The sequence below is a fragment of the Streptomyces luteogriseus genome (assembly GCF_014205055.1).
GTDB lineage: Bacteria > Actinomycetota > Actinomycetes > Streptomycetales > Streptomycetaceae > Streptomyces > Streptomyces luteogriseus.
In genome coordinates this window covers 638,181-651,739 of sequence record NZ_JACHMS010000001.1, presented here as the reverse complement: position 1 = coordinate 651,739, position 13,559 = coordinate 638,181, and the positions used below count along the sequence as shown (strand labels likewise).

Below are 13,559 nucleotides of genomic sequence, written 5' to 3'. Positions count from 1 at the left end.
GATCCGTTCCGCGACGTCCACCGGCGCGCGGTCGACTCCGGCCCGGGTGGCCAGTCTCCGGCGGCGGCTTGATACCGCCGGCCTGGTCACCGGGACGACCGCTTCAGGGAGAGGGTCTCGACCTCAGTACGCCCTGTTCGGGCCTGGCGCCGCCGAGCTTGCGTACGACCGGCGGGTGGCCCCTGGTTCAGGCGAGGTCATGACGGCCTTCCCGGAGTTGCGCAACGACGTCGTCCAGGGGTACGGCCATGGCCCGCCCGACGTTGATCCAGTCGTCCTTGGCGTGGCCGAGGAGGTAGTCGCGCCGTTCTGGTACGCGCTCCGCGCGCCAGTTCGTGATCAGGGCGCGCAGCGTGAGTCGTGCCAGCGCGGCAATCGGCAGCAGCGGAAGTTCCCAGTCCTGGATAGGGCGTGCCCGTTCGTAGCCGGCGACGAAGGCGCGGGCATCCAGCCAGGGGTGATCCGGCGTCCGGCCGAGCAGGTTCGCCAGGGAGACAGCAGGGTCGAAGATCAGGGCACTGCGCATGGTGTCACCGAAGTCGATGACGCCGGTGACAAAGTCGTCGCTCTGCGGATCCACGACAACGTTGTAAGGGCTGTAGTCGCCGTGGATCACTTGCGTTTCGAGATCCTTCAGCCTCGGGACGACGACTCCGTCGAAAAGCCGGAAGACCTCTTGGGCCAACTGACGGTGCTCGGTATTCGGCGTGTGCTCGACGAGTCCGGTCATCTGGTGGAAATGTCGAATGTCCCATACCAGCCCTCGTCGGTCCGCGGGGTGCTCAAATACTTTCAGCGCCACGTCGACTCGTCCCAGCATCTCGCCCACCTTGGCGAGCTGTTCCGCGGTTGGATTCGTTCGTGCCAGGACCGTACCTTCGACGAAGTCGAACACCCGCAGGACTCGAGTCCTGCCGTCGTTCGTTTTGATGGCCACGCGGTCGTCTCTGTCGACGGTCAGCTTCACCCGCTGGACCGGCATTTCCGGAGCGGCGCCTTCGAGGAAACGCATCACGGCGGTCTGTAGAGCGACAACAATCTCTGCCTCGTCAGGGGGTGAGACCTTCACGAGGTAGTCGTCCGAGCCGGTCCTGAGCCTGAACGTGTCATCCTTCTCCGTCGCCAGTCGCTCGAGACGTCCGCCGACGTGGTAACGCCTCTCAAGGAGGGCGCTCACCAGCATGCCGTCGATGGGCTCGTGAGACGATGCCAGGCCACTCTCCTCGAAGAGTCGTTGAGCGATTTTCATTGCCGGTGAGTTGTTCATGGTCAGTTCCTTGGCCGGCCTGCTACAGACGGTCCTTCGCGACCTCGGAGAAGGTCTCCAGGAATCGGGTCACATCGGCGGAGGTGAAGGCCAGCGGAGGGCGGATCTTCAGGACGTTCGCCGCCCTGCCCGTGCCGCTGATGAGGATCCTACGGTCGCGCATGTCGTTGATGACGTCTTCGGTACGGGAGCGGTCGGGCTCGAGCGTCTTCCGGTCCTTGACGAGTTCCACACCGACGTAGAGACCGCTGCCGCGCACCTCAGCGACGTAAGGGGAATCCTTCGTGATCTCTTGGAGCCCTGTGCGCAGAGCCGTGCCGTTCTCGAGAGCGCGCTGCTGCACGTTCTCGTTCTCGAAGACATCCAGGACTGCGGCGCCGGCGGCCACAGGGATCGAGCTGCCGGCAAAGGTGTTGAAGTAGCGAACGTTCTGTCCGAACTCTTCGCAGGCCTCGGGGCGGAAAGCCACACCGGAGATCGGCAATCCGTTGCCCATCGGCTTGCCCATGGTGACGATGTCCGGCAGCACGGCGTGGCGGGTGAAGCCCCACATCGATTCCCCGAGCCGGGCGAATCCCGACTGCACCTCGTCCGCGATGTAGACGCCGCCTGCCGCGTGTACCTCCTCCACCATGGCCTTCATGTAACCGACCGGGTCCGTGAAGATCCCATCGCTGGAGTAGGCGCAGTCGGTGATCAGTGCCGCGAGCCGGAAACCGTGGCGCTCGAGGTCGTCGATCGCGCCGCGCACCTGGTTGCGCATGTGCTCGGCGAGCGTGGATCCGGGCGCGACGAGGCGCGGGTCAGGAGGATCGATGAGCCGGACGTTCGGTCCCAGCGGTGATCCTTTACCCAGAGTCGGCGAGAAGCTCGCCACCTCACGAGTGAGGCCGTGGTAGGCCCAGCGGGTCACGATGATTCCCTCACCGCCGGTGTGGAACCTCGCCACCCGCACCGCGAGGTCGTTGGCCTCCGACCCGCTGCACGCGAGACTCAGCTTTGACAGTTCCTCGGGGAAGGTCGCGAGAAGCCGCTCCGCATAGTCGACCAGCGACTCCTGGACGTAGCGGGTGTTGGTGTTGACCGCGGCCATCTGGCGGGAGACGGCCTCGGCCACGTGCGGGTGGGCGTGCCCGACGCACGGAACGTTGTTGTACGCGTCGAGGTAGTCGTTGCCGTCGCGGTCGATCAGGTGGGCTCCGTGACCGGAGACGAACTCGACCGGCTCCTTGTAGATGAGCGTGTAGCCAGGACCGAGCACCATGTTCCGGCGTCGGATGGTCTCCTGGAGGTGTTCGGGGAGTTCGCTCAGTCCGCCCGGGTCGAACCGGTTGGGGTAGTGGGCGAGGGCTCGACTCACCGTCGAAGTCATCGTGGGCACACCTTTCGGCCTGGTTCCGTCGGAGTTGCTCGCTGCCGTCGCTGTGACCCTACCATTTTTAGTCTCAGTTCCAATCTGAAACAAAAACGGTCCCGGGCACGGCTCGCTCGGCGTATCGGGCTCGCTATGGTCATGAGGTGACCAGCAACCCCACATCGCGCGACTACAACAAGGCCTCGGTCCTTGATGTGGTCCTGACCCGGGCGCCGTTGACGCGAAACGAGCTCATCGAGCTCACGGGCTTGAGCAAGGCCACGGTGTCCCGAGCCGTAGAGGAGCTCCGGGCGGATGGCTTCGTCATCGACGGCGGAGTCGACGAGGTTGTCGGCCGCGGCAGGCGGTCCACCTATCTGGACGTGCCCGGCACGACCGGGCATGTCGTCGGTATCGGCTTCGGAGCACAGACCACTTGTGTCCTCGTGACCGATCTGCGGGGCCGCGAGATCCACCATGTGACGGTTCCCACCGCGGACCACGACGAGGTCGGGGCCGGCGCCGAATGGCTGGTCGGCATGATCGCGAAGGCCGGTGAGTCCGCGCAGGGGCCACTGCGCCAGGTCGTCGCCGCGGTGCCGGGCCGGGTCCGGAACGGCGAGGAGATCTTCGGCCCGGCGGAGTCGATGAAGATCTTTGTCGGCTCTGATCTTCAGCGAGCCATGGCAGACCTGATCAATGCTCCCGTGCTCCTCGACAGTGACGCCAATGCGTCCTTGCTCGGGATCCTCACCAGCGACGCCACCGTCAGGAACGCCGCGCTCTTCAGCCTCAGCACCAACCTGAACTTCGCCAGCTGCACAGATCGCGAGCTCGCCCGCGGGCGGACGCCTGCCTTCGGGGACATTGGTGTGCTCTCCTCCGGGGTTGACGATGAAATCCTCGATGAGCTGCTGAGCACAAGAGGTCTTCTTCGCTTTGCTCGTGGGCGCGGACTCGACCTGGAACGCATAGAAGACCTCTGGCTGGAACCGCACGAGGAGATGCCGCACGCCGAGGTGCTGGAAGTGTTCACCACGGCAATCGCGACTGCTGTCAGCGTCGTCGCCGTGACGCTGGACCCTGAATCCGTCTACTTCGTGGGTCGATTGCGCCCGCTGGTCGAAGAAGTGCTTCCCGAGGTGCGCAGACGACTGGACCAGAGCCTTCCGGCGGTGCCGGAGGTCAAAGCGGTGACGCAGGTGATCGGTCTGTCGACGGCACAAGGGGCGGTGTACGCAGGCCTGGCCTTGGTTCAGGACCGGCTACGGAACGCTGTCCTCGGGGCGCGTCGGCAGAGCCAACCTGCAGAGCGATCCGCACCAGCCTTCTGACTCTTGACTCCCCCCTGGGCCGCTGCCATTCTCTATGCCAGATAACAGCACGGCATGCCACATTGTGGTACGAGTCACCGCGGGTCGGCGATGCGAAAGGAACGTCTCGTGTCAGCTGCGAGGAAGCGCGTCGCGGTGGTCGGCGTGGGAACGATGGGCAGCCAGGCTGCCTGGCGGCTGGCGGCACGGGGTGCCGAGGTCGTCGGCTACGACCGGTTCGCGCCCGGCCACGACCGCAGCGCCGCAGGCGGTGAGACCCGGGTCTTCCGCAGCGTGCAGACCCACGACGGTCGCTATGTGCCGCTCGTCCGGCACGCCGACGCCCTCTGGAAGCAGCTGCAAGGGGAGACCGGGCGGGAACTGCGCCGTCTGACGGGAGCCCTGGTCATGGGGCCGCCCGACGATCCCGAGATGCGTACCGTCATGGACGGCATCGCCGAGCACGGCCTCGACCACGAGGTGATCGACACCGAGGCGATGACGAAACGTTTCCCGCAGTTCCGTGTCGATGACGGTGACCTGGTACTCCTCGACTCCCACGCGGGCTTCGTCCGCCCCGAGCTGACGGTCCAGACCGCGGCCCGACGCGCCGAGGAACTGGGCGCCCAAATCCGCCGCTACACCCCGGTGCGGGAAGTCACTCCTGTCCCCGGGGGAGGCGTGGAGATCCGCACCGACACCGACACCGAGCGCTTCGACGCCGCCGTCGTCACCCCCGGCCCCTGGGTGGGCGACCTGCTGCCCGACCTGCCGTGGGAAGTGAACGTCTACCGCACGATCAGCGCCTGGTTCCTGCCCCACGAGGACCACCCGGCAGACGCCGAGCGTCCAGCCTTCATCCGCTGCGGCGACACCCCCTTCTACGGCATCCCGTCCCCGGACGGCCTGACCGTCAAGCTCGGCCTGCCCCAGCCCCACCACAAGCCCGTGGACGACCCCAACCGCCTGAACCGGACCGTCGCACCGGAGGAACTGGAGTCCTTCACCACGGCGGTGCGACGCCACCTGCCCGGCCTGAACCCCGATCCGGTGCGCCTGTCCGTCTTCATGGAGGGCTACACCGACAGCACCCGCCCGCTGGTCGGCCCCCTGCCGGGCTGCGACGACATCGTCCTGCTGGCCGGCTTCTCCGGCCAGGGCTTCAAGATCTCGCCCGCCATGGGCGACATCGCCGCGGACCTCGCCCTTGAGGGCCGCACCTCCCAGCCGATCGACTTCATCACCACACACGGCCGCACCGCGGCCTGAGCCCGAACGAGGAAAGCCATGACGCTGACCATCGGCCCGCTGACGGCCGAGCCCGGCCGCCTTGGCCATGTCCGACCGCATCGCGGTCGTGCGCGAATATCTGATCGAGCAGTTCGACGCCTCCCGGTGAGGTGGCCCAGCCAAGCCGGAACGTGCCGGAGACTTACCCCCGCTTGCCGTGGAGGTCTGCAACCTCGACCGATTAGCGAAGGAGATGGTCCGCTGTGGACGCCGTCGACGAGAAGATCATCGCCGAGCTGACCCACAACGCCCGCATGCCGCACTCGGAGCTGGCCGGCAAGGTGCTGCTGTCCCGCAATGCGGTACGCCAGCGCGTCGAACGGTTGGAGCGCCAGGGCCACATCGCCGGATACACCATCGTCCGCGCGGGCGAGGACACCGGCGATGTCGCCTCGGCGCTGGTCCTCGTCTACCGCCAGGACCGCATGCGCGGCGGCGACGTCCTGGCCGCGCTCAAACGCATTCCAGAGGTCGTTGTCTGCGAGATCCTCAGCGGCGACTTCGACATCATGGTGCGTCTGGAGGCGGCCTCGCTCGAACGTGTACGGAGCATCTGGGAGGACATCGCCAAGATGCCCGGCGTACGGGACACGGTCACGGCGCTCACGCTGTCCAGTGTCGTCAACCGCCCGCGACGAGGGCGGAGTTCTACGGCACGGGGGTGAGCGGCGCTCTTGCCTCGTCCCTTTCCAGCAGCCCGCGCTGGACCACGAGGTCGGCTCCATCGCTGAATTGGGCGATGGCAGCCTCAGCTGCGCAGGACCTCTTGCTGACTGATCTTCTGCGCTGCGGAGGCGAAAGGGCGCTTGTGCCCTGGCTGTCCGGCAACGACCCCGCGCTGACGTTCCTGCGGGCCCGCTCCGCCGACCAGGCTCCGAGCTCCCGAGCAGCCGGCCCCCGTTCGGGAGCAACTGGGTCTGGCCGAGGGGCCGTTCACACATCTCGTGCACTGGCTGGGCGGGCTGCCCAGGATCTCCCGGCCCTGCAGACCGCGACACCGGCCCTCATCCTGCTCGGCGTCGTCGCCGGCCTCCTCATCCATGCCCTGCGCCGCGCGCTGCTCGGTCCGGCTCTGCGGGACGGGGCTCTGCCCGCCCTGCACGCACCGCCCCTCCCGCGAGGGCGCTCCACCCGCTGGGCCGGAGCCCGTGCCGTCGCGCTCCTCATCCTGGTCGTCGCCGGACTGCTCCGCGACCCCCTGCACGTGGACACGGCGGCCCGACTGCTCCCGCCCTCGGCCGCGCGCCCGCTGGGTACGGACTCCCTCGGCCGCGATGTGTGCGCCGTCCGACGTCAGTCCGGGTTCGGTGTCCCGTCGGTCCCGTAGGAGAGGTGTGCAGGGGGAGGACAAGGTCAGTGCCGGGCGAACGGAACCCCAGTCGGTTGTACGACGCCGCCACATCAGCCGATGGTCGGTCTGCCGATCGACTTCCGGCTCCAGCGGTCCAGGCGTTCGTGCTCGGTACGGAAGGCGGTCATTGAACCACTTCGCTGATGTGGTTGACGCAGACGACCTTGGGCTGGGTCATCTCCTCGAAGGCGAAGTGCACGCCTTCGCGGCCCATGCTGCCGTACTTGAACCCGCCGAACGGCATGGCGTCGAGGCGGTAGTCGGACGAGTCGTTGATCATGACTCCGCCTGCTTCCAGCAGCCGGGCCGCGGTCAGGGCGCGGTCCAGGCGCGAGGTGAAGATGCCCGCGTGGAGGCTGTAGTCGATGGCGTTGGCCTGCTCGATGGCATCCTCGAAGGACGTGAACGGCTGCAGCACGACGACCGGGGCGAACACCTCCTCCTGCCAGATCGAGCAGGTCGCCGGGACGTCTTCCAGGACGGTCGGCGTGCACAGGGTGCCGGTGACGTCGTTGCCGCACAGCAGCACCGACCCCTCGGCCACCGCCGTGTCGACCTTGGCCCGGGTGGCGGCAGCGGCCTCCTGGGTGATCATGGGGCCGACGTCGGTGCGCTCGTCGAGCGGGTCGCCGACGCGCAGCAGCTTGGTGCGGGCGACGAACGCGTCGCGGAAACGCTCGTAGACCTGGCGGGCGATCAGGATCCGCTGGGTGCCGACGCAGTTCTGGCCCGCGGCCCAGAACGCGCCGGAGACACAGCAGGCCACGGCCTCGTCCAGGTCGGCGTCGTCCATGACGATGACCGGGGAGTTGCCGCCCAGGTCCATGGCGAGCTTCTTCAGGCCGGCCGTGCGGGATATGGCCTCGCCGGTGGTGAAGCCGCCGGTGAAGGACACCATGCGCACGTCGGGGGCGGCCACGAGCACGGCGGCGAGGCCGGCATCGCCGTTGACGACGGTGACGATCTCCTCGGGCAGGCCTGCCTCGATGAGGGTGTCGACCAGGCGCAGCGCGGACAGCGGCGTCAGCGCGGACGGTTTGAGGATGACAGCGTTGCCGCCGGCGATGGCCGGGCCGAGCTTGTGGGCGACCAGGTTGAGGGGGTCGTTGTACGGGGTGATCGCGGCGATGATGCCCAGGGGCTCACGGGTGAACCAGCCCTGCCGCTTCTCCGAACCCTCATAGGAGTCGAAGGGGATGACCTCGCCGGCGTTGCGCCGTGCCTCGGCCGCGGACAGGGAGAGGGTGTTGACCGCGCGGGCGACTTCGTTGCGGGCCTGGGCGATGGTCTTGCCGGCCTCGCTGACGATCAGCTGGGCGAAGGACTCGGCGCGCCGCTCGATCAGACGGGCGGCGCGTTCCAGGACCGCGGCCCGGGAGGCGCGGGAGAGCGCGGCCGCGGTGCGGCGCCCGCACCTGGCCTGCTGCAGGATGCTGCCGATGGCGGTGGCGTCGACGGTGGGCACCGAGGCGATGACCTCGCCGGTGTAGGGGTTGTGCACGGCCGTGGTGTCGGTGCCCAGTTCGAGGCCGGGGGGTACGGCGGTATCAGACACGGTGAGTCTCCTGGAGAACGCGGCGGACGGGGGCGGTCTCGTCGTCCGCGTGGCGCTGGTGGATGGCGATGATGTCCGACAGCAGGGCGTAGGCGGTCTCGACGCGGCCGGCGCCCGGCCCGCAGACCGTGACGGTGCCGAGGAGGTCGGTGTGGAAGGCGACCGCGTTGACCGGACCGGAGATCCCCGCGAGCGGGTGATCGGCGGGCAGGGCGAGCGGGGCGACGCGGGCATCGACGCTGCCGTCCTCGTGGCGGGTGGCGGAGCCGACCAGCTTCCAGCGCAGCCCCTTCGAGGCGGCGTCCCGCACCTCGTGGGGGGTGATCGCGGAGATTCCCTCGCGGAAGACGTCCTCGCGGCGCAGGTCGGCGCCGAGGACCTCGTTGGCCAGGATCATGACCTTGAGCTGGACGTCGTGGCCTTCGATGTCCGCGGTGGGATCGGCTTCGGCGTACCCGAGCTCCTGGGCTTCGGCGATGGCCGCCGAAAGCTCGATGCCCACTTCGAGACGGCCCAGGATGTAGTTCGAGGTGCCGTTCATGATGCTCTGGACGCCGGTGATCTCCAGGCCGCCGAACATGCGCTCGGCGGTGCGCAGGATGGGGGTGCCGCTGAGTACCGAGCCCTCGAACTCGAAGCTGACACCACGCTCGGCGGCCAGCCGCTTCAGCGCCCGGCCGGCGAGCGCGACCGGTCCCTTGTTGGTGGTGCACACGTGCTTGCCCGATTCCAGGGCCCAACGCACATGGGAGAGGGCGGGCTCGCCGTCGCTGGGGTTGGTGAACGTCGCCTCCACGACGATGTCGGCCGGCACCTCGCGGATCACCCACTCGTTGCGCGGATCAGCGCTGCCGCCGGCAAGGCCCGCGAAGCTCAGCTCCCCGGGCTCGGCGGCCAGTAGCGGCGTCAGATCGATGCCGTCGGTGTCCACCAGGGAACCGGCCCGCAGATCGGTGATCGCCACCACCCGCAGGGCGAAACCCAGTTCCCCGGCCAGGCGGTCCCCGCTCTGGGATATGAGCTCGGCAAGCGCGCGATTGACGCCGCCGAATCCGATGAGGGCGAGATCGTATCGGCCCATGAGATCGCTCCTTCACAGTCCGCCCCCTTCACGGTGCGGCTGCTCAGAGCCTCGCTTCTGTGCCTGTCACCTGCTCCATGCCACAACGACCACACGGCATGCCGATCTGCTGTGTCGTAGGGCGATTCGCCCACCCCAGGTCCAGCGGCATCCGGCTCGTTCCAGCTGAAGGCGCAGGGCTGGGGACGAGAAGGTCCCTGCCCTGGCCGAGGCGGTGGAGCCCGTGAAGGACAGCTTGCGGATCCGGCCGCCGCGCAGCAGCGGCTCGCACACCGCAACATGGGCGAGGCCCGCACGGCCGCGAACCGCTTCTTCGTGCACCGGTCGGTGGCCGACGAGTTCGGGCGACGACTCGCCGAGCGGATGGGCGCGCTCGTGGTGGGGCCCGGCACCCGCGACGGCGTGGACGTCGGCCCGCTGATCGACGCCAACGGACGCGCCAAGGTGGAGGAGCTGGTCGCCGACGCGGTCGAGCGTGGCGCCGAGGTGCTCGTGGGCGGTCGGAGGCCGGAAGGGCCCGGCAACTTCTATCCGCCGACCGTGCTGGCCGGTGTCGACTCCGCGAGCCGGCTGATGGACACGGAGATCTTCGGCCCGGTCGCCGCGATCCTCACCTTCGACGACGAGGGCGAGGTCCTGCGCCGCGCCAACGACACGCCCTGGGGACTGGTCGGCTACGTCTTCACCCAGGGGCTGGACCGGGGCCTGCGCGTCAGCGAAGGCCTGGAGGTGGGCATGGTCGGTCTGAACACCGGTCTCGTCTCCAACCCGGCAGCCCCCTTCGGCGGGGTCAAGCAGTCGGGACTCGGACGCGAGGGCGGCCGGGTCGGGATCGACGAGTTCCTGGAGTGCCAGTACGTGGCCGTGCCCGTGCGCTAGCGGTGGAGGGGGCAGCGGCACGCCTCGGCCCTCCGAGCCGGGATTCTGCCCGGCGCCGCGCTTCCGGACCGCCTCCCGCACGCGGGCGAGGCCGACGGCCTCTCCTGCTCCATGGGTTACTGCGGCCACGGCGTCCAGATGGCCACCTCCATGGGCCGCGCGGTCGCCGAGATGATGGACGGCCGCCCGGAGGCCAACCCGCTGCGCGGCCTCGGCTTCCCGAAGGTCCCGGTCCTCTACAACGGCACCGCGTGGTGCCTGCCGTTCGGCGGTGCCTACTACAAGGCGAAGGACAGGCTGCGCGGACCGCCCGCACCACCGGACGGGAGGGTGAGGGAATGAAGACATGAATCAGTCTTCATGTGTTCCTGTATGGTGAGGAGGCCATGCGCCCCCGCCAGAAGGACCCTCGATGACCTCCACGCTCACGCCGCAGCCGGTCGAGCGGGCGAAGCCCGCACGCACCGGCCCGGTGGCCCGGCGGCGTACCCGCGTCCTCGCCCTCCCCGAGGCACGCTGGGCCGCCGCGGCCACCGTCCTCTTCCTGCTCGCGCTGCCCCTGCAGCTGACCGGCGCCCCGGCCTGGACCTGGGGACCGCTGTACGCCCTGTCGTACGTCACGGGTGGCTGGGAGCCGGGGTGGGAGGGGCTCAAGGCGCTCAAGGACCGCACGCTCGACGTCGACCTGCTGATGGTCGTCGCCGCACTGGGCGCCGCCGCGATCGGGCAGGTGATGGACGGCGCCCTGCTCATCGTCATCTTCGCCACCTCGGGCGCGCTGGAGGCACTGGCCACCGCCCGCACCGCCGACTCCGTCCGGGGGCTGCTCGACCTGGCCCCCGCAACGGCCACCCGTCTGAGCCCCCACGGCGGTGAACAGGCCGTCTCCGTGGAGGAACTGACGGTCGGCGACCTCGTCCTCGTACGCCCCGGGGAGCGCGTCGGCGCCGACGGCCGGGTACTGGACGGGGCGAGCGAGGTGGACCAGGCGACCATCACCGGGGAGCCGCTGCCCGTGCCGAAGGAGCGGGGCGACGAGGTCTTCGCGGGCACCGTCAACGGCACCGGCGCGCTGCGTGTCCGGGTCGAGCGCGACGCGTCCGACTCGGTGATCGCCCGTATCGTCCGCATGGTGCAGGAGGCGTCCGAGACGAAGGCGCCCACGCAGTTGTTCATCGAGAAGGTCGAACAGCGCTACTCGCTGGGCATGGTGGCCGCGACCCTGGCCGTCTTTCTGGTGCCGCTCGCCTTCGGCGCGCAGCTCACCGACGCGCTGCTGCGCGCCATGACGTTCATGATCGTCGCCTCCCCGTGCGCGGTCGTGCTGGCCACCATGCCGCCCCTGCTGTCGGCCATCGCCAACGCCGGGCGGCACGGCGTGCTGGTGAAGTCGGCCGTGGTGATGGAGCGGCTCGGCCAGGTGGACGCGGTCGCCCTGGACAAGACCGGCACGCTCACCGAGGGCAGCCCGCGGGTCACCGACGTGCGGCCACTGCCCGGAACCGGCCTGGACGAGCGCGCGTTGCTGACGCTGGCGGCCGCCGCCGAGCGGCCCAGTGAGCACCCGCTGGCCCGGGCGGTGGTGGACGCCGCCCGCGGGCGCGGCCTCGACCTGCCCGATGCGCAGGACTTCACGTCCGCGCCCGGCGTGGGGGTCACCGCCGTCGTCGACGGCCGTACGGTCGCGGTGGGAGCACCGGCCCGGCTGCTGGACGACACCGACGGCACGGCCGCGGAACTTGAGGAGTCCGGCCGTACCGCCGTCCTGGTCGTCGTCGACGGTGTCCCCGCCGGTCTGCTCGGCATCGCCGACCGGCTGCGCCCGGATGCCGCCGCCACGGTCGCCTCCCTCGCCCGGCTCACCGGCAGCGCCCCGGTGCTCCTCACCGGCGACAATCCCCGGGCCGCCGCGCACCTCGCCGACGAGGCCGGCATCGACGACGTACGCGCCGGGCTCCTGCCGCAGGACAAGCTGGACGCCGTCCGGGAGATGGAGAGCGCGGGCCGCAAGGTGCTGGTCGTCGGGGACGGCGTCAACGACGCACCCGCCCTGGCCGCCGCGCACACCGGGATCGCCATGGGCCGGGCCGGCTCCGACCTGGCCCTGGAGACCGCGGACGCCGTCATCGTGCGCGACGAACTCGCCGCGGTCCCCGCCACGGTCGCCCTGTCCCGCCGCGCCCGCCGACTGGTCGTGCAGAACCTCGTGATCGCCGGTGTGTTCATCGCCGGACTCGTCGTCTGGGACCTGGCCGGTGACCTGCCGCTGCCGTTGGGCGTCGCGGGCCACGAGGGCTCCACGGTCCTGGTCGGCCTGAACGGGCTGCGGCTGCTGAGGGAGGGGGCCTGGCAGCGGGCCGCCGCCGGGGAGAGCGGCTGACGAGCGCCCTCAGCGCACCGGTGGGGGACCGCTGCTGGCCCGCGTCACCAGATCCACGGGCACGAGGGTGTCGGCGCGGGGATGCCAGCCCGGGCCGTCGATCCGGTCCAGGAGGAGGCGCAGCGAACGGGTGCCGATCTCCGCGAAGTCGGTGCGGACGGTGGTCAGCGGCGGCAGGAAGTGCGCCGCCTCGGGGATGTCGTCGTAGCCGACGACGCTGACGTCCCCGGGGACGGACCGCCCCGACTCGTGCAGGGCGTGCAGCAGGCCCAGCGCCATCTGGTCGTTGGAGGCGAACACCGCCGTCACCTCCGGGCGCCGGGCCAGCCGACGGCCCAGGTCGTAGCCGGAGTCGGCGCTCCAGTCCCCGACGAGGGGGTCCGGAACAACGGCACCGGCGGCCCGGAGCGTCGCCCGCCAGCTCGTCAACCGGAGGTCGGCGGAGGTCCAGCCGGCCGGGCCGGCGATGTGCCACACGGTGGCGTGGCCGAGGGCGAGGAGGTGCTCGGTGGCCTTGCGGGCACCGGTGCGGGAATCGCCGGTGACCAGGGGAGTGCCGTCGTCGAGCGGGCTCTCCAGCACCACCAGGGGAGTACCCAGATCGGTCGTCTCCGCCAGGGCCCGGCCCACCCACAGCTGCGGCGCGATCGCGATCACGCCGTCCGCGCCCTCGGCCGACAGCCGGTTCACGGCCTCGACGACGGTGGCGCGGTCGGCCGTGTCGAGGGCGATGGAGCTGACGAGGTAACCGGCCTCCTGAGCAGCCGTGTTGATCGCCGTGAGAATCGAGGCGGGCCCGTAGCGGGCGGCGTCGAAGGAGATGACCCCGAGCATCCGGGTTCTGCCACTGGCCAGGGACCGCGCGCTGCGGCTGGGCCGGTAGCCGAGCGTGCGCATGGCCTGCGAGACCGCCTCGCGCGTCTCGGGACGGACCGCCGGATGGTCGTTGAGCACCCGCGACACGGTCTGCTTGGAGACACCGGCCATCCGGGCCACGTCGGCCATCACCGGCCGCGCCCCGGCGAAGTTGCGCCTGCTGCGGCCCTTGGCCACAGGACCGTCGGGGGCGCTCGGTGTCATGGCGGGTGA

The 13,559-nt window shown here is 69.8% G+C and carries 10 protein-coding genes and 2 pseudogenes; 7 read left to right on the top strand and 5 right to left on the bottom strand.

Annotated features, from left to right (window positions below):
• Nucleotides 1-187: 187 nt before the first annotated feature.
• Together BJ965_RS03040 and BJ965_RS03035 are read right to left on the bottom strand one after the other, a co-directional pair.
• Entirely contained in the window at nt 188-1,267 is a 1,080-nt protein-coding gene (locus BJ965_RS03040) for a phosphotransferase (RefSeq protein WP_246545826.1), read from the bottom strand.
• Between the two features lie 22 nt (nt 1,268-1,289).
• Nucleotides 1,290-2,639, bottom strand: a complete 1,350-nt coding sequence (locus BJ965_RS03035) for an aspartate aminotransferase family protein (protein WP_184907232.1) — start codon at nt 2,637-2,639, stop codon at nt 1,290-1,292.
• 146 nt (nt 2,640-2,785) lie between these two features.
• Between BJ965_RS03035 and BJ965_RS03030 the strand changes: the two genes are divergently transcribed.
• From BJ965_RS03030 to BJ965_RS03015, 4 genes and pseudogenes are all read left to right on the top strand, one after another.
• Nucleotides 2,786-3,955 carry an ROK family transcriptional regulator gene (locus BJ965_RS03030; protein WP_184907231.1) on the top strand — a complete coding sequence of 390 codons (1,170 nt, stop codon included), beginning with the start codon at nt 2,786-2,788 and terminating at the stop codon, nt 3,953-3,955.
• A gap of 108 nt (nt 3,956-4,063) precedes the next feature.
• Nucleotides 4,064-5,203 carry an N-methyl-L-tryptophan oxidase gene (solA, locus tag BJ965_RS03025; RefSeq protein ID WP_313666689.1) on the top strand — a complete coding sequence of 380 codons (1,140 nt, stop codon included), beginning with the start codon at nt 4,064-4,066 and terminating at the stop codon, nt 5,201-5,203.
• A 224-nt stretch (nt 5,204-5,427) separates the two neighbouring features.
• The gene (locus tag BJ965_RS40060; RefSeq protein WP_184907229.1) at nt 5,428-5,889 is read left to right on the top strand and encodes an Lrp/AsnC family transcriptional regulator; all 462 of its coding nucleotides are present in this window, start codon (nt 5,428-5,430) and stop codon (nt 5,887-5,889) included.
• 275 nt (nt 5,890-6,164) lie between these two features.
• A pseudogene (locus tag BJ965_RS03015) lies at nt 6,165-6,509 on the top strand (ABC transporter permease subunit); the annotation flags it as partial.
• A gap of 190 nt (nt 6,510-6,699) precedes the next feature.
• Here BJ965_RS03015 and BJ965_RS03010 read toward each other — a convergent pair.
• Nucleotides 6,700-8,130 carry an aldehyde dehydrogenase family protein gene (locus BJ965_RS03010; RefSeq protein WP_184907228.1) on the bottom strand — a complete coding sequence of 477 codons (1,431 nt, stop codon included), beginning with the start codon at nt 8,128-8,130 and terminating at the stop codon, nt 6,700-6,702.
• Nucleotides 8,123-9,211 carry a homoserine dehydrogenase gene (locus tag BJ965_RS03005; RefSeq protein WP_184907227.1) on the bottom strand — a complete coding sequence of 363 codons (1,089 nt, stop codon included), beginning with the start codon at nt 9,209-9,211 and terminating at the stop codon, nt 8,123-8,125. Before BJ965_RS03005 ends, BJ965_RS03010 begins: the two co-directional genes overlap by 8 nt.
• 273 nt (nt 9,212-9,484) lie before the next feature.
• On the opposite strand from BJ965_RS03005, the pseudogene BJ965_RS03000 reads away from it, so the two are divergent.
• The 3 genes and pseudogenes from BJ965_RS03000 to BJ965_RS02990 form a co-directional block, all read left to right on the top strand.
• A pseudogene (locus BJ965_RS03000) lies at nt 9,485-10,090 on the top strand (aldehyde dehydrogenase family protein); the annotation flags it as partial.
• Nucleotides 10,091-10,228: 138 nt separating this feature from the next.
• Nucleotides 10,229-10,432 (top strand): hypothetical protein, encoded by a 204-nt coding sequence (locus BJ965_RS02995; protein WP_246545825.1) that lies wholly within the window; start codon nt 10,229-10,231, stop codon nt 10,430-10,432.
• 70 nt (nt 10,433-10,502) lie between these two features.
• A complete protein-coding gene (locus tag BJ965_RS02990) occupies nt 10,503-12,470 on the top strand; it encodes a heavy metal translocating P-type ATPase (protein WP_184907226.1) in 1,968 nt (655 codons plus the stop codon).
• Between the two features lie 9 nt (nt 12,471-12,479).
• On the opposite strand, the gene BJ965_RS02985 is transcribed toward BJ965_RS02990, so the two are convergent.
• Entirely contained in the window at nt 12,480-13,550 is a 1,071-nt protein-coding gene (locus BJ965_RS02985; RefSeq protein ID WP_184907225.1) for a LacI family DNA-binding transcriptional regulator, read from the bottom strand.
• Between the last annotated feature and the right edge of the window lie 9 nt (nt 13,551-13,559).